The 18,233-nt window shown below is 65.0% G+C and carries 13 protein-coding genes; 10 read left to right on the top strand and 3 right to left on the bottom strand.

The annotated features are described in order from the left end of the window. Nucleotides 1–66: 66 nt before the first annotated feature. The gene (locus tag FXB41_RS18855; RefSeq protein WP_219682801.1) at nt 67–1,410 is read right to left on the bottom strand and encodes an aminotransferase-like domain-containing protein; all 1,344 of its coding nucleotides are present in this window, start codon (nt 1,408–1,410) and stop codon (nt 67–69) included. A gap of 184 nt (nt 1,411–1,594) precedes the next feature. Here FXB41_RS18855 and FXB41_RS18850 point away from each other — a divergent pair, with 184 nt between their 5' ends. After that, on the top strand, nt 1,595–1,831 hold the full coding sequence (locus tag FXB41_RS18850; protein WP_219682800.1) for a DUF1127 domain-containing protein: 237 nt from the start codon (nt 1,595–1,597) through the stop codon (nt 1,829–1,831). Between the two features lie 928 nt (nt 1,832–2,759). Here FXB41_RS18850 and FXB41_RS18845 read toward each other — a convergent pair. Together FXB41_RS18845 and FXB41_RS18840 are read right to left on the bottom strand one after the other, a co-directional pair. Next, nucleotides 2,760–3,185, bottom strand: a complete 426-nt coding sequence (locus FXB41_RS18845) for a universal stress protein (RefSeq protein ID WP_007602088.1) — start codon at nt 3,183–3,185, stop codon at nt 2,760–2,762. 70 nt (nt 3,186–3,255) lie between these two features. Further along, nucleotides 3,256–3,789, bottom strand: a complete 534-nt coding sequence (locus FXB41_RS18840) for a SixA phosphatase family protein (RefSeq protein ID WP_219682799.1) — start codon at nt 3,787–3,789, stop codon at nt 3,256–3,258. A gap of 209 nt (nt 3,790–3,998) precedes the next feature. Here FXB41_RS18840 and FXB41_RS18835 point away from each other — a divergent pair, with 209 nt between their 5' ends. From FXB41_RS18835 to FXB41_RS18795, 9 genes are all read left to right on the top strand, one after another. Then, entirely contained in the window at nt 3,999–5,498 is a 1,500-nt protein-coding gene (locus tag FXB41_RS18835; RefSeq protein WP_219682798.1) for an NAD(P)/FAD-dependent oxidoreductase, read from the top strand. 56 nt (nt 5,499–5,554) lie between these two features. Further along, on the top strand, nt 5,555–6,067 hold the full coding sequence (msrB, locus tag FXB41_RS18830; RefSeq protein WP_219682797.1) for a peptide-methionine (R)-S-oxide reductase MsrB: 513 nt from the start codon (nt 5,555–5,557) through the stop codon (nt 6,065–6,067). 292 nt (nt 6,068–6,359) lie between these two features. Beyond that, complete coding sequence (locus FXB41_RS18825; RefSeq protein ID WP_007602095.1) at nt 6,360–8,642, top strand: flagellar hook-basal body complex protein; 2,283 nt, start codon at nt 6,360–6,362, stop codon at nt 8,640–8,642. A gap of 35 nt (nt 8,643–8,677) precedes the next feature. Continuing rightward, nucleotides 8,678–10,561 (top strand): flagellar hook-associated protein FlgK, encoded by a 1,884-nt coding sequence (flgK, locus tag FXB41_RS18820; protein ID WP_007602097.1) that lies wholly within the window; start codon nt 8,678–8,680, stop codon nt 10,559–10,561. A 21-nt stretch (nt 10,562–10,582) separates the two neighbouring features. Further along, a complete protein-coding gene (locus FXB41_RS18815) occupies nt 10,583–12,961 on the top strand; it encodes a flagellin/flagellar hook associated protein (RefSeq protein WP_007602098.1) in 2,379 nt (792 codons plus the stop codon). Between the two features lie 71 nt (nt 12,962–13,032). Continuing rightward, nucleotides 13,033–13,815 (top strand): hypothetical protein, encoded by a 783-nt coding sequence (locus FXB41_RS18810; RefSeq protein WP_219682796.1) that lies wholly within the window; start codon nt 13,033–13,035, stop codon nt 13,813–13,815. Continuing rightward, entirely contained in the window at nt 13,805–15,454 is a 1,650-nt protein-coding gene (locus tag FXB41_RS18805; RefSeq protein ID WP_219682795.1) for a sugar phosphate isomerase family, read from the top strand. Before FXB41_RS18810 ends, FXB41_RS18805 begins: the two co-directional genes overlap by 11 nt. Nucleotide 15,455: 1 nt before the next feature. After that, a complete protein-coding gene (locus FXB41_RS18800) occupies nt 15,456–16,709 on the top strand; it encodes an ATP-grasp domain-containing protein (RefSeq protein ID WP_219682794.1) in 1,254 nt (417 codons plus the stop codon). Beyond that, nucleotides 16,706–18,202 (top strand): pyridoxal phosphate-dependent decarboxylase family protein, encoded by a 1,497-nt coding sequence (locus FXB41_RS18795; protein ID WP_219682793.1) that lies wholly within the window; start codon nt 16,706–16,708, stop codon nt 18,200–18,202. The genes FXB41_RS18800 and FXB41_RS18795 overlap by 4 nt, the downstream gene beginning before the upstream one ends. Nucleotides 18,203–18,233 lie beyond the last annotated feature (31 nt).

Genomic DNA, 18,233 nt, shown 5'->3' with positions numbered 1-18,233 from the left:
TCAGATTATTGCTTGACGTGTTTTCTTGACGCGAACCGGTACCCACTTCGCTCGAAAACGCTTTAGCTACTCCGTCGAGTCGAAATCCTCTTCCTTGGTGCCGAGCAGCGATGCGATCGTGCGCAGGCCGGAATCGAGCTGCTCGAAGGAAGGCGGGGCGAGCGCGAGCCGCACTGCGTTCGGTGCGTGGCCATGGGCGATCGCGAAGGTCGAGGACGGTGTCAGCGCGATGCCGCGCCGGGCTGCTGCGGCGACGAAGGTCTGCGAGCGCCAGTGTGCCGGCAGCGTGAGCCAGAGATGATAGGAGCGCGGATCGGCGGCGAGCTGGTAGCCGGCGAGCAGCCTTGCCGCGGTTTGCTGGCGGCGCGTAGCGTCGACGCGTTTCAGCCGCGTCAGCTCGGCGACGGTGCCGTCGGCCATCAGCCGCTGCCCGGACGCCAGCGCATGGCCGGACGCAATCCAGCCGCCGGTGCGGACCGCGCTCATCACGCTCTCACGCAATCGCGGCGGCGCGACGAGGATGCCGAGCGCAAGGCCCGGCGCGACCTTCTTGGACAGGCTGTCGATCACGATGCAGCGGTCCGGGTTGAGTGCGGCCAGCGGCGTGTCGTCGGCGAGGAAGCCATAGACGGCGTCCTCGATGATGGTGAGATCGAGCTTCTCGGCGACGCGCATGATGTCGGCGCGCCGTGTCGCGTTCATGGTGACGCTGAGCGGGTTCTGGATGATGGGCTGGAGATACAGCGCCGACAGATGCGCCTCGCGATGCGCCTTCTGGATGGCGTCGGGGCGCGCGCCAAATTCGTCGATCGGAATCGGGACCAGCGTCACGCCGAGCCGCGCGGCGATGCTCTTGACGTACGGATAGGTCAGCGCCTCGACGCCGCAGCGGCCGCCGGTGGGAACGAGGGCTGCGAGGGCGGCCGCGAGCGACTGCTTGCCGTTGGCGGTGAAGACGATCTGCTCGGCCTGCGGTGCAAAATCCTTGCGCGCGAGATAAGCGGCGGCTGCATTGCGCGCGCTCTTGGTGCCGGTGCTGGTGGAGACGCGCAGCGCGGATTCGAGCGCATCGACACGCTCGAGGCCCGCAAGGCTCTTGGCGATCATCGCCCATTGCTGCGGCAGCAGCGGGTAATTGACCTCGAAATCGATCCGCGCGTCGCGCGGCTCGCTCAGCGCCTCGACCTCGCGCCTGATGTCGCCGGAGATGAAGGTGCCGCGGCCGACCTCGCCGACGACGAGGCCACGGCGGAGCAACTCCGTATAAACCCGGCTCGCGGTCGAGACCGCGATGCCACGGTCATAGGCAAAATTGCGCTGCGGCGGCAGCCGATCGCCCGGCCTTAACGTGCCGTTAGAGATATCGAGAGCAATGGCATCGGCAAGCTTCACGTATTCGAACTTGGACATTATTGCACCGAGAGCAATGTTTCACTTGCTCCGAGTAGTGTACTGGAGCATTTAAGTTCCATCAAGCTTCACGATTGAGCCCAGGAGAGCGAGAGCAATCCGACGGCAAATGAGGTGCAGGCGCTCGGGCGCTTGCGCCAACGGCATCCGCATCGCCGCGTGGACAACAGGCCGGAGAAGGACAATGACCACGATCTCGCAGACCGCCGGGCGGAGTTTACGCTCATCCTCGTCGGACGGATTTTTCCGCAAGCTGGCCAACGGCGCCTATGCGCTGTTCGACGCCCTGGAGCGCCGCTCCGCCGTCAAGACGCTGAACGACCTCGATGACCGCGCCTTGCGCGACATCGGGATCACGCGCAGCCAGATCGAGGATGCGGTCTACGGTCAGGCCAAAGCAGAGCTGACGCGGTTTCTGTAAGCGTTTCGCTCTTGTCCCGGACGCGCTGCGTCCGGGGCACCAGACTGAGTTTTCAGGCACACCTGCTTCGACATCGTCATTGCGAGCGCAGCGAAGCAATCCAGAATCCCTCCGCGGAAAGACTCTGGATTGCTTCCGCCTTCGCTGAAGCTTCGGCGGACAAGTCGCTGCGCGCGCAATGACGGCGTTTGTGGGTAGCACTGTCGCTACTTTAGCTCGCGCTTCCACCGCAGACACAGCTTCGCATCCTCGCGGCTTGTTTCGCCCGAGCTTTGCTTCGTCGCCTTGCCCTCCTAGAAAGAGGGCGCAGGGAAGAACGGGCGCCGGCTGGCACCCGCGATCCACTGTGCGAAATTGCAGTAAGAAGTCTGCACAGCGGCATACAGGTGAAGCCAAAACGTCCGGCCTTCCCTGCGCAGCGGTTTTACGGCTTATGCCGTGCTCTCCCCGGGGAGCGATGCACTATTGCCCCCGTCGCCTCATGGATCGCTGATGCTGCGTGCCCGGTCGGGCCGCCACATCACCACAAGACTTGACGCACAGACCCCGGGCGTCAGGACGACACGGTTTTGCCGTACGCGGATCACACCGGTCGTGTGCGCGACGCCTTCGCTCACGGTTGCCCGCCCTGCGAAACCATTCGCGCCGGTGTTTCCCAGCGTCCGCCGCCACCCGGCCCGCGTTCGTGACGATCGCGATAGCCCCTCTTCCTTGGGCCGGGTTGCCGCGACACATACGTGATTTCCGAATTTCGGTAAAGTGGAATATTTTTCGCGGCGCGCATTGACCTGCAGTTCGGGTGTTTTGCCCGACGGGCAACGCGATATCTTGTAGCCCGGATGGAGCGCAGCGCAATCCGGGATTCCATCCGTGCGGGCACAGCGGCTCCGGATTGCGCTGCGCTCCATCCGGGCTACGAACAGAGCCCTCAGTGCCTTACCACCAGCACAGAGCATTTTGCATAGCGCACGACGTGCCCGGCATTGGAGCCCAGGAAATAGGTGCGCATCGCCGGCCGGTGCGAGGTCATCACGATCAGCTCGGCCTTCATGTGCACGGCTTCCTCCAGGATCTCGTGATAGATGCCGCCCTGGCGCACCACGCTGGAGATGCGGGATGGCTCGATGCCGGACTCGCGTGCGACGATGGCGAGGGCTTCTTCCGAGGTCTGGCGTTGCTGTTCGTCGAAATCGGCCGGCACGTATTCGGCCAGCATCACCGGCGTCATCGGCAGCACGTTGAGCAGGCGCACCACGCCGCTCCAGGTCTGCGACAGCGTTGCCGCGGTCGCGATTGCCGGCTTGGCGAGATCGGTGTCGGCGAGGTCGATGGGCACGAGGATGGACTTGAACATCTGCGCCTCCAAATCTTTCAGTCAGGACGTCTTGCCGGCACGTCGCGCGATCAACCCGATCGAAGCAGCCTTAACTTCGAAGCAGCTTTGGACTGACGAACAACACCAGCTTGCCACGGCGGTAAGCCACGTCACCCCAATCCTTGACGTCAAAGTCGAAGATCGCAAGCCCCGACGTGGGCAGGTTGTCGGCGAGCGCCTTGGCGGCGGCCGGATCGCCTCCGCCCGTCAGCATCAGGGCGATCTCGTGCATGCCCGGATTGTGGCCGACCAGCAGCAATTGCCTCGGATCAGCCGGAATGGTTGCAGTGCGAATGGATTCCAGGATCTGGGCGGGATCGGCGGCGTAGAGTTCCGGCAGGACCTCGACCTGCGGCGCGGCGACGCGGTCCTTCATGGTCTCCCAAGCAATGTCCCAGGTCTGCCGAGCCCGGACGGCATGCGATACCAGTACGGCCTCGGGAAAGGGGGGATGGGAGGCCATCCAATCGCCGATCTCGGCGGCATCCTTGTGGCCGCGGTCGTCGAGTCGGCGGTCCTGGTCACGGCCGCTCGGCGCGTCGGTCTCGGTCTTGGCGTGACGCAGCAGCAGCAAACGGCGCATGGCATTCTCGAATCGTTACGCGTCCAAGGATAATCTGAGAGGATAATCTACAGGCGCCGGTTGAGGACAAGGTGACAAGCGGCCGCTCGGTCTTTTAAAGCGCGATGAGATTAGGGCGAATCGTCATCGCGCTTTAGGTTATTGTTTGGAGCATGGTCCTTTCGGAAAACCGCTGCACACCTTTCCGGATCATGCTCTAAGAAAACGACATGAGCGAGACTTTCACAAGCGTGTCCCAGGAAGAAGCCGGCTTTCGCGACCGGGCGCGGCTGTCGTTCGACCTCGATGCCGATATCTGCGTCATCGGGGCCGGGCTTGCCGGACTGTCCATCGCGCTGGAGGCGGCCCGGCTGGGGGCCAGCGTCGCGGTGCTCGAGGGCCGCCACATCGGCTGGAACGCTTCCGGCAATCAGCTCGGCACCGTGATGCCGGGCTTCGCGCTGCCGCTCGCCGAACTGATCGAGCGCATCGGCTTCGAGGACGCGCGGGAATTGTGGACGCTGTCGAAAGCGGGCGCCGAGTTCGTCCGGGCCAACGCCACCGAGGAGAACATGCCCGGGATCCGCCCGACCGACGGTGTGCTCGAGGTCTCCAACGTCGGTGCCGGCGACCGGCTGATCAGCCGTTTGCAGATGCTGAACGAGGATTTCGACACCGAGGCCGAGGGCTGGCAGGTTGATCGCGTCCGCGAGGTGCTCAAGACCGATCACTACTTCCACGGCGTCTACTATCCCAGGGCGTTCCAGGTCGACGGCCGCAAATATGTGCATGGCCTCGCGGCGCTGGCGCGACGGGCGGGAGCGCGCATCTTCGAGGATACGCCGGTCGTCAGCATCGATCATTCCGGCATCCGCAAGCGGATCGTCACGCCCTCGGCGCGGCTGCGCGCCACCCATATCGTGCTCGCCGGCAACATCCATCTCGGCGCGCCCTTGCGGCGCCTGTCGGAGACGCTGCTGCCGGTCTGGCGCTATGCCGGCATCACCGCGCCGCTCGGCGAGCGCGTGCACGAGATCATCGCCTTCAAGGGATCGGTGAGGGATTCCGACGGCGTCGATCATTTCCGGATCGTCGACGGCGACCGGCTGATGTGGGAAAGTGCGGAGACCACCTGGGCCGCACGGCCGCAGCGCTTTGCAGGCGCCGTCAGGCGGCGGATCCGGTCGATCTTCCCTCAGTTCGGCAATGTCGAGATCACCGACATGTTCGGCGGCGCCACGGGCCAGACCGTGCATGGCATGCCGCAGATCGGCCAGTTACGCAAAGGCCTGTGGGTGGCCAGCGGGTTCGGCCGCCAGGGCATGAACACCTCGGCCATGGCCGGGCAGATGATCGCGCGCAGCATCCTGTGGGGCGACGAGCGCTGGAAGCTGTTCTCACCGTTCGAGCTGGTCTGGGCGGGGGGAACGACGGGGCGGGTTGCCGGCCAATTGGTCGGAATCTGGGGCAGGGCGAGTTCCGCCGCCGCAGGCTCGCTTGCCCGCTATCGTGAACGTGCCAGGGTCAAGGACCGGGAACGCGAGGCGCGGCTGGCCGAAGCCAACCGGGCCGCGGGCACCGGTCCGCGCCGGCCGCCGTCAGGCGTCAGGCCGCGGCTTGCCCAGCCGCCGAAAACTGGGTCCAACGCGGTCGAACCAGCCCCGGAACCGGCCTCGCGCGACGACAGCGTCTCGCAAGAGACCCGAGAAAAATCCCGCCCGGAAGTGTAACGTTAGCCGCGAGAGCCCGTATCTCAGGGCGTAGACGCTCCCGCATGGAGAATGAGATGTTTGACCGCCGCATCCTGTTGACGACTGTCGCCGGCCTGTTCGGCCTTGCGGCCTTCCGCTGGCTCAGAGCATCGCCCGCGGAGGCTGGAGAGAAAGCCGCGCAAAAATTCGAGATCGAGAAGACCGACGCCGAATGGCGTGCCCAGCTCACGCCGCAGCAATATGAGATCCTGCGCAAGGAGGGCACCGAGCGGCCGGGCTCCAGCCCGCTGCTTGGGGAGCACCGCAAGGGCGTTTTCGCCTGCGCCGGCTGCGACCTGCCGCTGTTCGCCTCCGACACCAAATTCGAGAGCGGCACGGGCTGGCCGAGCTTCTACCAGCCGATCGAGGGCAATGTCGGCAAGACCGAGGATCGCACCTTTGGTATGCTCCGCACCGAGGTGCATTGCCGGCGCTGCGGCGGCCATCTCGGCCACGTCTTCGACGACGGTCCGAAGCCGACCGGACTACGCTACTGCATCGACGGTTTCGGGCTGGTCTTCCACCCCGCGGCGGCGTCGGCGACGTAAGGCGTCGCTGGAGCATTCCGGAGCGATGCATGAGCATCGAATTATGGTGCGCAATTGCGCACCTGAGAATCTCAAGATTCCGGGTTCGGTCTTGTGGACCGCCCCGGAATGACAGGCAAGTACCGGCAATTGTTGCCGGTCCCGGCAATTGTGCCCCGGTCATCAGACCGGGGCTTTTTCATTAAGCCATTGATTTTTTGAGAAAACCCGCATTGGCATAGCCCTTGCGACAGTCTCCTCCGACTGCGGCCATGGTCGACCGGCCGCCGAGATCGGATCTGGAGACAAAGTTATGGGTATCTTCGATGCAATGAACACCTCGGTGGGTGGCCTGCAGGCGCAGTCCTACGCGCTGCAGAACATTTCCGGCAACATCGCGAACTCATCCACCACCGCCTACAAGGGCATCGGCACCAGCTTCGTCGATCTCATTCCCGACTCATCGGTCCCGAGCAAGCAGGTCGCGGGCGGCGTGACCGCCAACGCCAAGGCCACCATCACCACGCAGGGGACGATCTCGGGCTCCAGCGTCGCCACCAACATGGCGATCACCGGCGACGGCTTCTTCTCGATCCAGAAGGCGACGGGCGTCGTCGACAACGCGCCGGTGTTCAGCGGCGTCACTTATTACACCCGCCGCGGCGACTTCCAGCTCAATGCCAACGGCAATCTGGTCAACGGCGCCGGCTACTATTTGATGGGCGTCACGGTCGACCCGAAGACGGGCAACCCGCAAGGCAACGTCGCGACAGTCCTGAAATTCCAGAACAACTTCATCCCGGCGCAGGCGACCACCTCGATCCAGTACGCGGCGAACCTGCCGACCCAGCCGAACACCGTGGCGAGCACGACGGCGGCAACCAAGACGCTGCTGGCGGCCGGCGGACTGAACCCGTCGGACTTCGCGGCCAACCCGCTGCCGGTCGGCACGCCGCCTCCGCCGTATGCAAACGCGACAACGTCCGGGGCTGCTGCAACCGGCAATATCCGTTCACCCTACTCGTCGACCACCGCGACGGGCGCAGTTGCGCTCCAAAACAACTCCTCCGCCGTGGCATCCACGAACACGTCTTTGAATAGCGCCGCCGGCACCCATCTCGCCTCCACCACTCTCACCCAGCTGGTCGGCCAGACACTGGTCGTCAACGGTCACAATATCGTCTTCGATGGCAGCTTGACCAGCACGCCCGACGGCCTTGGCGGTACCGCGATTGGTCTCGGCGTGGGTACGACCACAAAGGTGTCCGACATCATCACCGCTATCCAGTTGGCCGGCGGCCCCGGCGTTAGCGCCTCGCTCAACGCCAGCGGCAACATCGTGATCTCCAGCGGCACCAGCACCGACGTACCGGTTGGTAGCGGCCAGGCGGCCACGGCGCTTGGCATCAGCAGCGTAACGCGCGGCGGCAACGTGCTGTCCTCGCCCGCGATCTCGGGCGCCACCGTGCTGAGCGGCGCGGCGGCGGCCGGCGGCGCCGAGGTGCTCACATCGGGCTTCCAGGCGGGGTCAGTAGGTCCGCCCGTGGTTCCTCCCGACACGATCACTGTCAACGGTCAGACGCTGACATTCATGGCCTCCGGCGCATCAGGCCCGAACCAGATCAATATCACGGATAACATCACGATGCTGCTCGGCAAGATCGACGCTCTCGCCGGTGCAACGGGGTCGTCGGTCAGCAGTGGCGGCGTGATCACGCTGAACACCGGCACAGCTTCCAACCTCTCGGTGGCGAGCTCCAACAGCGCAGCCTTCGCCGCGCTCGGCTTCACCTCGACCATCGCCAAGAATCGTGACGGTGGTGGCGTTGCCGGTACCGGCGGCGTGATCGGCAATGACATCGCCACCTTCACCAAGGAATCGATCAGCGGTGGCGCGGTGACCGCCTACAACGCGGCCGGCACGCCGGTGAACCTGCAATTGCGCTGGGCCAAGACCGACAGCGCCTCGCTGGGCGCGGGCCATGCCGATAGCTGGAACATGTTCTACCAGACCGACCCGAATGCGACCGGCACGACCGTCGGCTGGGTCAATACCGGCCAGGCCTTCACCTTTGCCGCCGACGGCTCGCTGACCTCGCCGAGCGGCTCGGGTATCACCATCAACAACGTCAGCGTCAGCGGCCAATCGCTGGGCTCGGTCTCTTTCAATATCTCCTCGGGCGGACTGACGCAATATGCCAGCACCAGCGGCGCGGTCACCATCAACACCATCACCCAGAACGGCTATGCCGCCGGTCAGCTTCGCTCGGTCGCCGTCAACAACAACGGCCTCGTGGTCGGGACTTTCTCCAACGGCCAAAACCTCGACCTCGCACAGGTCTCGTTGTCGCACTTCAACGGCACCAACTACCTGAAGGCGCAGGACGGCGGCGCTTACTCAGCGACCGAACAGTCCGGCGCCGCGATCGATGGCGCTTCCGGTTCGATCAGCGGCTCGTCGCTGGAAGGCTCGAACACCGACATCGCCGACGAATTCACCAAGCTGATCGTGACCCAGCAGGCCTATTCGGCCAACACGAAGGTGATCACGACGGCGAATACGATGGTGCAGGACCTCTTGAACGTGTTGCGCTGATTGGGGCGTGACGTAACCAAAGGCGGCAAGTCAACATGGGTTTGAGTTCAGCCCTCGCCAGTGCGATGAGCGGTCTGCGTGCCAATCAGGCTGCGCTCTCGATCGTTTCCTCGAACGTCGCCAACTCGCAGACGCCGGGTTACGTCGTCCAGACGCCGAACCAGATCGAGGTCACCACCGGCGACTTCGGCTCGACGGTGACGACGACCGGCGTCAGCCGCGAGCTCGACACCTATGTGCAGAAGCAGCTGCGCACCGAGACCGGCGGCGGCGGCTACGCCGACCAGATGGCCAACATTCTGAAGCAGCTTCAGAATGTCTATGGCACGCCCGGCAACAGCGGTACGCTCGAAACCGCGCTGAACAGTTTCACCACGGCGCTGCAGGCGTTGTCGACCAACGCGGGCTCGTCGTCGGCGCAAACGGTTGCGCTCGGCGCCGCGCAGACGCTGGCGCAGCAGCTCAACCTCACCACCAAGGGCATCCAGTCGCTGCGCTCCAACGTCGAGCAGGATCTCAGCACCTCGGCGATAGCTGCCAACGCGGCGATGCAGCAAGTCGCCGACATCAACTCCAGACTCCAGGGCCTGTCGGAACACGACCCCTCGGCTGCGACGTTGATGGACCAGCGCGACCAGGCCATCAATAACCTGTCGAAATATGTCGACGTCCACGTCACCGTCGACGGGTCCAATCAGGCCAACATTTACACCACCACCGGTATCCAGCTGGTCGGCGCCGGGCTGGCCTCGCAATTCACCTTTGCGTCCGCCGGTGCGCTGTCGGCGACTTCGCTCTACAACATCGATCCGGCCAAATCCGGCGTCGGCGCGTTCAACATCAAGCTCCCGAACGGATCCTCGGTCGACGTCGTCGCCAACAGCGTGGTGTCTTCGGGCCAGATCGCGGCCGATCTGAAGCTGCGCGACCAGACGCTGGTGCAGGCGCAGAACCAGATCGACCAGTTCGCCGCAACGATGTCGAGCGCGTTGTCGGACAAGACCACGGCCGGCAGCACGGTCACCGGCCCGCCGGCCGGCTTCGATCTCGACCTTGCCGGGGCGGCGCCGGGCAACAGCGTCAACTTCAGCTACACCGACACGACCACCAACACGAAGCGACAGGTCACGCTGGTCAACGTGACTGATCCGGCGGCGCTGCCGCTGCAGAACCCCACCAACGCCAATCCGATGCAGATCGGGGTGAACTTCTCCGGCGGCATGAGCGCGATCGCCTCGGCGCTCAACACCGCGCTTGCCGGCTCGCATCTGTCGTTCGCCGCCGCCCCGTCGCCGGCGACGGCCACCACATTGCGGGTGACCGACGACAACAGCGGCCTCGCCAAGGTCAATTCGGCCTCGATCACCAAGACGATCTCGTCGCTGACCTCGGGCAATCCGCAACTGCCGCTGTTCACCGATGGCGGGCAGGCGCTCTACACCGGCGCGATCACGGCATCGGGTTCGCAGATGACCGGCCTTGCCGGACGCATCGCCGTGAATACGCAGCTCGCCACCGACCCGACCAGGCTGTCGGTCTACAACACCTCGCCGGTGACGCCCACCGGCGACACCACGCGCTCGGACTATCTCTATTCGCAGCTCACCTCGGCGGTGTTCTCCTATTCGCCGCAATCCGGTCTGGGCTCGGCGAGCCAGCCCTTCACCGGGAGCGTCTCGAACTACCTCCAGCAGTTCCTGAGCGTTCAGGGCAACGCTGCGACCCAGGCGACCGCGCTCCAGCAGGGCCAGAGCGTCGTGGTCTCGACGCTGCAGGCCAAGTTCAACTCGACCTCCAGCGTCAACCTGGACTCGGAGATGTCGAACCTGATCCAGCTGCAGAATGCCTATGCCGCCAACGCCCACGTGATGTCGGTGGTGCAGAGCATGATGAATACGCTGCTCCAGGCTCAAGTGTAACAAGTAACAGGGCTCTGAAACATGTCGATCAGCAGCATCAACTATTCCTCGTCGGTTCTCGGCTCGCAGATCCGCAACATCAACCAGCAGCTCACCGACCTGTCGACGCAGCTCTCGACCGGGAAGCTGTCGCAGAACTATTCCGGGATGGGCACCAACGAGGGCTTTGCGATCGCCGGGCGCGCGCAGATCTCCAACATCGCCGCCTATACCGACACGATGACCAACGTCAACGTCAGCATCAACCTCGCCAATACGGCTTTGCAGTCGCTGACCACGATTCGCAACACGGTGCAGACGGGCTCGGCCAACACCGCGCAGGATCTCAACGTCAACGGCCAGACGGTTGCGCAGAACACTGCGGCTGCGCAATTCGGCTCGATGGTCGGCGTTCTCAACACGCAGTCGGGCAACCGCTATCTGTTCTCCGGAACCGCCTTCAACACGCCGTCGGTCGCGAATGCCGGCGACATCATCAACGGCACCACGACGCAGGCGGGCTTCAAGACCGTCATGGCAGAGCGCCAGGCCGCTGACCTCGGCGCCAACGGCATGGGCCGGCTGGTGCTGGCGGCGCCACAACCGACGCCGAGCTCGGTGAAGGTCTCTGAGGACGCCGCCGTATCGCCATTCGGCCTGAAGATCGCCGCAGTCTCCTCGACGCTGACCGGCGCGACGGTCACCGGCCCGAGCGGCTCGCCGGTGTCGTTCTCGGTCGACCTCAACGGCGTCAACCCGAAAAATGGCGACAAGCTCAGCGTGCAGTTCACGCTGCCCGATGGCTCGACCGAGCAGATCGACCTGACGGCGTCGACCGCGACGCCGACGCCTGTCGGCAGCTTTGCCATCGATGCAAGCGTCCCGGTCAATCCGAACAACACGGCGACCAACCTCAACACCGCGCTGAACACCGCGATCAAGAAGCTTGCCGGCACCTCGCTGGTGGCGGCGTCCGCTGTCACGGCCGGTGACAATTTCTTCAATACGGCGGGATCCGCCACCGCGAATGTGGCGGCCACCGGCAATCTGCGCTCCTATACCTCCACGACCGGGACGGGCTCGGTCGCGTTGCAGGACAGCGCATTGGCGGTTGCGTCTACGACCACGTCGCTCGATTCTTCGGCGACACCCCATCTCAACGGGACCATTCTCAACGCGCTCGCCAACGTTCCGACCGGTACCACCCTGACCATCACCGGCGCGAGCGGCGCCCACACGATCACCTTCGACCCTAATGTCACCACTGTCACGACGGCTAGCGGCAATACCACGATCGGATTGGCTTCGGGCAGCGCCGCGAACGTGTCTGATATCTTGAATGCGATCGCGACGGCCGCCGGCATCCCCGCCGCTAACGTGACTCTGAGCGCCAGCGGCAATATCCAGATCGCGACCGGCACGGGCACCGACGTGGCGATCACCGGCGGCTCGGCGGCCACAGCGCTCGGTCTCAGCAGCGTGACGCGCGGCAACGTGCCGTCGACGCCTCCAATCACCGGTTCAACTGTGCTGAGCGGCACTGCGACCGCTGGCGGCCCGGAGGTCCTCTCAGCGGCGTTCCAGGCGGGGTCGGCGGGTCCGCCTGCTGTTAACCCCGATACGATCACGGTGAACGGTCAGACACTGACCTTTGTCGCCTCGGGCGCCGCCGGCCCAAACCAGATCAACATTACCGACAACATCACAACTCTGCTTGGCAAGATCGATCAGATCACCGGCACCACGAAGCCGTCGACCATCCATGGCGGCGTGATCACGATCAACACGGACGATCCCGGGAGCCTCAACATCACGAGCTCGAACAGCACGGCATTCTCGGCGCTCGGCTTCACGACCTCCCCGGTCACGGCGGCAAAGGCTCCGCTGCGCGTCGGCTCTTCCCCCCTCGGCTCGGCGACGACGCTGGTGAACGGCTCGGCCACCACCGTGCAATGGTACCTGGGCAATGACGGCCCCGGCTCGCCGCGCTCCACCGCAATGGCCCGGGTCGACGATTCCGTCACGGTGCAGTATGGCGCGCAGGCGAACGAGGACGCGATCCGCAAGGAGCTGCAGGCGGTCGCCGTGTTCGGGACGTTCTCGACCTCGCCGACCGGGCAGTATTCAGGCGGGCAGGTCGCCGCGCTGAGCGTGCGGGTGACGCAGGCCCTGACCAAGCAGCCCGGCCAGCAGAGCATCGAGGACATCCAGACCGACCTCGCGATGGCCCAAAACACGATGAAGGACGCAGGCACGCGCCAGACCCAGGCCAAGGCGCAGCTCCAGACCATCATCGACCAGGCGGAATCGGCCTCGCCGGACCAGGTCGCGAGCGAGATCCTGTCGCTCCAGAACGCGCTGCAGGCGTCCTACCAGGTGACCTCGAACCTCTCGCAGCTCTCGCTCGTCAAGTTCCTGTAAGGATGCGTTAAGGCGCCGTTAACCATGCCTCTTTACCTCTTGGTGAGGATTGGAGCGAGGCGGAGCCGTCAATGTCGGACACGATGCAGCTGGTGGTGGCGACGCCCTGCTTTGGCGGGCAGGTGTCGAGCATCTATGCGAGTTCGATCTTCGCGCTCCAGCGCGCCGTGCATGGCGTGCCCAATCTCGAGCTCAAGGTGCTGCTGCGCGACGGTGACGCGCTGATCACCCGCGCGCGGGCCAATCTAGCCGCGATGTTTCTGGACGATCCCAAGGCGACCCATTTCCTGTTCATCGATGCAGATATCGGGTTCAAGCCCGAGCAGGTGTTCCGGCTGATCGAGTGCGGCGCGGACGTCGTCGCGGGCTGCTATCCGATCAAGCGGGTCAACTGGGACAAGGCGAAGCGGGCATTCGAGGCCGGCCGCACCGACGTGCCGGCCGCCTCGCTCGACTACGTACTCGAAATCGAAGACCCCGACCGCATTGTCGTGGTCAACGGCTTTACGCCCGTGCGCTACGCCGGCACCGGCTTCCTGATGATCCGGCGCCACGTGCTGGAAACGATGTGCCGCCATCCGGACTATGCGGCCCTGCAATTCTTCCGCGAGCATTCGCACGATACCCTGGCGGGGAGCCAGAACCGGTTTGCCTTGTTCGAATGCACGATCGATGCGGCGACCGGCACCTATCTGTCCGAGGACTTCGCCTTCTGCAAGCGCTGGACGGACATCGGCGGCGAGATTTGGGCCGATATCGAGAGCTCGCTCGATCACGTCGGACCGTCGGTGTTCCACGGCGACATCACCTCGCAATTCGCAGCGGCGCCCGCGGCGGCGGCCGATGCGGCGTGAGCCTTTCGGGATGAGCGCCGGCGCATCCCGTCTGTCAGCCAGCGAGCGCGCGTCCGACGGCGGCTCGCGCTATCGCCTGCGCGACCTCTTCACACCGCTGGATACGCTGCTCGCCTCCGGCGGAGATCCGCGGCTGGCGCTCGATCCGAACGACCGTGTCAACGCCTATGGTTGCGCGGCTTCGCCGGAGCCGGAGCTCTGGAATTTTGCTTCCTCGACTGCGTCGACGATCTCGCAGATGGCCTACGACTGCGCTGCGCTGGCGCGCGAAGAGCTGATGCACAAATGTTTGTTCGACGAGGTCGAAATCGCCTTCGACGCCCGCTGCGAGGACATGCGCGAGGAGCTACGCGGCCACCTTGCGCTCTCGTCGCGCATCGACGTCGTGTTCTCGCCGTCCGGCACGGACTCCCAGCTTCACGCCCTGTTCGTGGCCCGCGCGGTGCTCGGCGCGGCGCCGGTGACGATCGTGGTCGGCGCCGACCAGACCGGCAGCGGAACGCCGCATACTGCACGCGGCCACCATTTCAGCACGATGACAGCAGGCGGCATTGTCGTGCGCAAGGACGGCGCGGTGACGGGGCTGGCCGGCGATAGCATTGCGGTGCCGCTGATCGACATGGTGGCCGGCATTGCGATGCGTACCGATGCCGATGCCGCGGTGCTGCGCGCGGTCGAGACCAGCCTCGCGCAAGGCCGCCGCGTTTTGTTGCAGATCATGGATTCGTCAAAACTCGGTTGGCGCGCCCCAAGCGAGGCCTGTCTCGATGAGATCGCGCGGCGCTGGCCGCGCAAGGTTCAAATCGTCGTCGATGCCTGTCAGGCGCGCATCGGCCGCCGGCGGCTGCGCGCCTATCTCGACCGCGGTTACATGGTGCTGATCACCGGCTCGAAATTCTTCGGCGGACCTGCCTTCAGCGGTGCGCTGCTGCTGCCGAAAGGCCTGTCGCGGTCGATCGACCGGATTGGCGGGATCGCGCCTGGCATCTTCGACTATGCCGGCCGCTGCGACTGGCCGGTGGCGTGGACGACGCTACGCTCGCGCTTCGAGCGCCGGCCGAATTTCGGTCAATGGTTGCGCTGGGAGGCCGCGTTGGCCGAGATCGGCAGCTACTACGCCGTGCCCGGGGCTTTCCGCGCCAGAATGCTGGCCGAGCTTGCAGTCGGCATCGACAGCATGATCGCGTTGTCGCCGTCGCTTCGTGCCGTTCCCGCTGCGATCGAGAAGTCCGTCGCGGACGACGAAGAATTCGCGCAAGCCACGATCTTTCCGTTCACGCTGCTTCGCGGCGGCAAGCCGGTCTCGCTCGCCGAGACCAGCGCCGTGCATCGGGCGCTGGCGCGCGACATGGCCGAGGAGATCAGCGGCAGCGCGGCGGATCGGCAAGTCGCCGCCCAGCGCTGTCTCGTCGGCCAGCCGGTCCGACTGGAGCGGCAGGACGGCGCGCCGCAGGCCGTGTTGCGCCTCTGCGTCGGCGCACGATTGGTGACCGAGGCATGGACGCCGGATACGATGCAGGCGCAACGCAATCTGCAACACGTTCTCGATCGCATCGCCCATGTGCTGGTGAAGATCGAGTTATTGCTTGACCGTGGCGCGGTCGTGGCCGCGCCGGCAAAGTCCGCGTTCGAGGTGTGAGATGCAACATCCAGTTTCCGCGCCGAGCGGCGTGACCGCGCCGAACCATGCCGATCGCATCGGCTTTGCGCAATTGACGCGCTGCGCCTTCGAGGGCGGCGACCTGCATCCGTTGCGCGAGCGGCTGCTGGCGCGGATCGAGGAGGGGACGGCCGAGGCCGGCGAAGGCCTCGATCTCTCGCTGATTGCCCAGCTTCTCGGCGAGAAGGAGGCCGGGCTGGTGATCCAGACCGAGGTGCTCTCCTTCCACCAATTGTTTCGTACGCCTTGCGCTGCTCCAAAACCCCGGCTGCGCGTGCTCGCGCTCGCCGCTGATATCGACATGGGCGGCAACACGCCGATCGATTTCCTGCTTGAAGACTCCGACATCGAGCTGTTGACGCTCTACGTGGTCAAGGGCATCGGCCTGCCGGAGACTCTGCCCGAGCACGACGTCGCTATCGTGATCGCATCCGATTCCGAGGAGTGCCGAGAGGCGCTCGCGCTGATCGAGAAGGCCGCGCCACACTGGCCGCGACCGCTGCTCAATCGTCCCGATCTCATCGGCAATCTCGATCGCGACAAGCTGTATCGTCTGCTGGCAGGCGTGCCCGGCCTCGACATTCCCGTGACCGCGCCCGCGACGCGCGCGCAATTGTCGGAGCTTTCGCAAGGCAAGATCGTTTGCGAGGAGATCACGGGCGAACTGCGCTTTCCGATGATCGTGCGGCCGCGCGGTACGCATGCCGGCGTCGGTCTCGCGAAGCTCGACGATGCTGGGGCGCTCGCTGCCTATCTCGCCGAGCGACAGGAGCAGGACTTCTTCGTCGCACGTTTCGTCGACTATGCGAGTCCGGACGGGCTCTACCGCAAATACCGTCTCGCCATGGTCGACGGCAAACCCTATGCCTGTCACATGGCGATCGCCGATCGCTGGGACATCTGGTATCTCAACGCCTTCATGGCGTTCAGCGAGGAGAAGCGGGCCGAGGAAGCCGCCTTCATGCTTGAATTCGACCATGCATTCGCGGCGCGCCACAAAATCGCGCTCGACGAAATGAGCAGGCGCGTCGGTCTCGATTACTTCATCGTCGATTGCGCCGAGAACCAGAAGCGCGAGCTGCTGGTGTTCGAAGCCGACAACACCGCCGTCGTGCACAACATGGATCCGCCGGCCGTGTTTCCGTACAAGCCGCCGCAGATGCGCAAGATCTTCGCGGCATTCACGGCGATGTTGTCGCGGCACGCAAGAGCGGGTGAGGAGAGTGCAGCATGAACGAGATCATCCGCAACACCCAAAGCTCTGTCACGCACACTTCGCTCGATCCGCAGGACTGGAGCGAATTTCGCGCGCTCGCCCATCGCATGCTTGACGAGACGATCGATGGCATCGCCAACATTCGCGCGCGTCCGGTGTGGCAGCCGATCCCCGACGGCGTTCGCGCGGCATTCAAGGCCGACGTGCCGCGGGAGGCAAGCGATCTCGCCGACGTCTATCGCGACTTCTCCGAACATGTTGCGCCCTATGCGACCGGCAACGTCCATGCCGGTTTCATGGGCTGGGTGCATGGCGGCGGCACCGCGGTCGGCGTGGTCGCGGAAATGCTCGCGGCAGGCCTCAACGCCAATCTCGGCGGGCGCGACCACATGCCGATCGAGGTGGAGCGCCAGGTCGTCGACTGGATGCGCCGCCTGTTCGCCTTCCCGGAAAGCGCGAGCGGCATCTTCGTCACGGGCACGTCGATGGCGAATCTGATGGCAGTGCTGGTGGCACGTACGAGCGCGCTCGGCACGCTGGCGCGGCAGTACGGCATCGGCAATGACGGTGCGCTTCTCACCGCCTATACATCGCAGGCCGCGCATGGCTGCGTCTCGAGGGCGATGGACATCGCCGGGCTCGGCACCGATGCACTGCGCAAGGTCGGCGTCGATGCCGATCATCGCATGGACGTTGCCGCGCTGCGTGCGCAGATCGCGATCGATCGCGATGTCGGCTTCAAGCCCTTCCTCGTCGTTGCCTCCGCAGGTACGGTCGACATCGGCGCGGTCGACGATCTCAAGGCGATCGCAGAACTGTGCCGCGAAGAAGGAATTTGGTTTCACGTCGACGGCGCCTTCGGTGCGCTCGCGATCTTCTCGCCCGAGCTTGCGCCGCTGCTCGGCGGCATCGAGCTTGCGGATTCCATTGCGCTCGACTTCCACAAATGGGGGCAGGTGCCTTACGACGCCGGCTTCCTGCTGGTGCGGGACAGCGAGCAGCACCGGCAGGCCTTTGCGCAGCCGGCGGCCTATCTGCGCCGCGAGGCGAGGGGGCTTGCGGCGGGCGCGGTCTGGCCCTGCGATCTCGGCCCCGATCTGTCGCGTGGCTTCCGCGCGCTGAAGACATGGTTCACGCTGAAGACGTTCGGCACAAATCGGCTCGGTGCGGTGATCGCGCGAAGCTGCGCGCTGGCGAAATATCTGGAGACGCGCGTTCTCGCCGAGCCGCGGCTGGAATTGCTGGCACCGGTCAATCTCAACATCGTCTGCTTCCGTTACCGCGCTGCCGACGAGGTCAATCGCGAGATCGTCGCCGACATCCAGGAGTCCGGTATCGCGGCGCCGTCGAGCACGACGCTCGACGGCAGGTTTGCGATCCGCGCCGCGATCGTCAATCACCGTACCGAGGAGAGCGACATCGACGCGCTGGTCGCGGCCGTGCTGGAATTCGGCGGACGACGGAGCGGGGGAGTGATCGAGGTTGAAGCGCCGCCGCTCGCGGCACAGTGATAGCGGATCCTTCAAAACAAAACCGCCCCGG

Origin of the sequence: Bradyrhizobium canariense (genome assembly GCF_019402665.1) — a bacterium.
Taxonomy (GTDB): Bacteria; Pseudomonadota; Alphaproteobacteria; order Rhizobiales; family Xanthobacteraceae; genus Bradyrhizobium; species Bradyrhizobium canariense.
Note: the sequence above shows the minus strand (reverse complement) of the source record. Positions and strands in the feature narration are given on the sequence as shown.

Coding starts and splice junctions, on each gene's coding strand:
- FXB41_RS18855 (WP_219682801.1), bottom strand. CDS start 1,410: ATGTCCAAGTTCGAATACGTGAAGCTTGCCGATGCCATTGCTCTCGAT.
- FXB41_RS18850 (WP_219682800.1), top strand. CDS start 1,595: ATGACCACGATCTCGCAGACCGCCGGGCGGAGTTTACGCTCATCCTCG.
- FXB41_RS18845 (WP_007602088.1), bottom strand. CDS start 3,185: ATGTTCAAGTCCATCCTCGTGCCCATCGACCTCGCCGACACCGATCTC.
- FXB41_RS18840 (WP_219682799.1), bottom strand. CDS start 3,789: ATGCGCCGTTTGCTGCTGCTGCGTCACGCCAAGACCGAGACCGACGCG.
- FXB41_RS18835 (WP_219682798.1), top strand. CDS start 3,999: ATGAGCGAGACTTTCACAAGCGTGTCCCAGGAAGAAGCCGGCTTTCGC.
- msrB (WP_219682797.1), top strand. CDS start 5,555: ATGTTTGACCGCCGCATCCTGTTGACGACTGTCGCCGGCCTGTTCGGC.
- FXB41_RS18825 (WP_007602095.1), top strand. CDS start 6,360: ATGGGTATCTTCGATGCAATGAACACCTCGGTGGGTGGCCTGCAGGCG.
- flgK (WP_007602097.1), top strand. CDS start 8,678: ATGGGTTTGAGTTCAGCCCTCGCCAGTGCGATGAGCGGTCTGCGTGCC.
- FXB41_RS18815 (WP_007602098.1), top strand. CDS start 10,583: ATGTCGATCAGCAGCATCAACTATTCCTCGTCGGTTCTCGGCTCGCAG.
- FXB41_RS18810 (WP_219682796.1), top strand. CDS start 13,033: ATGTCGGACACGATGCAGCTGGTGGTGGCGACGCCCTGCTTTGGCGGG.
- FXB41_RS18805 (WP_219682795.1), top strand. CDS start 13,805: ATGCGGCGTGAGCCTTTCGGGATGAGCGCCGGCGCATCCCGTCTGTCA.
- FXB41_RS18800 (WP_219682794.1), top strand. CDS start 15,456: ATGCAACATCCAGTTTCCGCGCCGAGCGGCGTGACCGCGCCGAACCAT.
- FXB41_RS18795 (WP_219682793.1), top strand. CDS start 16,706: ATGAACGAGATCATCCGCAACACCCAAAGCTCTGTCACGCACACTTCG.